This is a genomic window from Cohnella sp. GbtcB17 (genome assembly GCF_019091135.1).
Lineage (GTDB): Bacteria > Bacillota > Bacilli > Paenibacillales > Paenibacillaceae > Cohnella.
In genome coordinates this window covers 1-229 of the sequence record NZ_JAGXJW010000564.1, presented here as the reverse complement: position 1 = coordinate 229, position 229 = coordinate 1, and the positions used below count along the sequence as shown (strand labels likewise).

The window sequence follows — 229 nt, the reverse complement described above, 5'->3', positions numbered from 1 at the left end:
CTGGGACCCGTACGGCAAGCTGGACCGGATGCCGGTCGCGGTCGACAATGAGGATCGAGGCGCATCGTTAAACGGGCAAACGCTGACGGTGGGCAGCGATCTGGACGACGAGCTGAAAAAAAACGCGGAATTCAAATGGGTGTTCACGGACGAAAAGGACGCGATGGACGGAATCGCCGCACACCGGTATCCGCTGGCGTTTGTCGTGCCGGCGGATTTCACTGCGAAG

At 59.8% G+C, this 229-nt stretch carries 1 protein-coding gene; it reads left to right on the top strand.

Translation table 11 applies throughout. The features are described from left to right. On the top strand, positions 1–229 hold a 229-nt coding region (locus tag KVT38_RS34450), incomplete at both ends, for a YhgE/Pip domain-containing protein (RefSeq protein ID WP_368859205.1).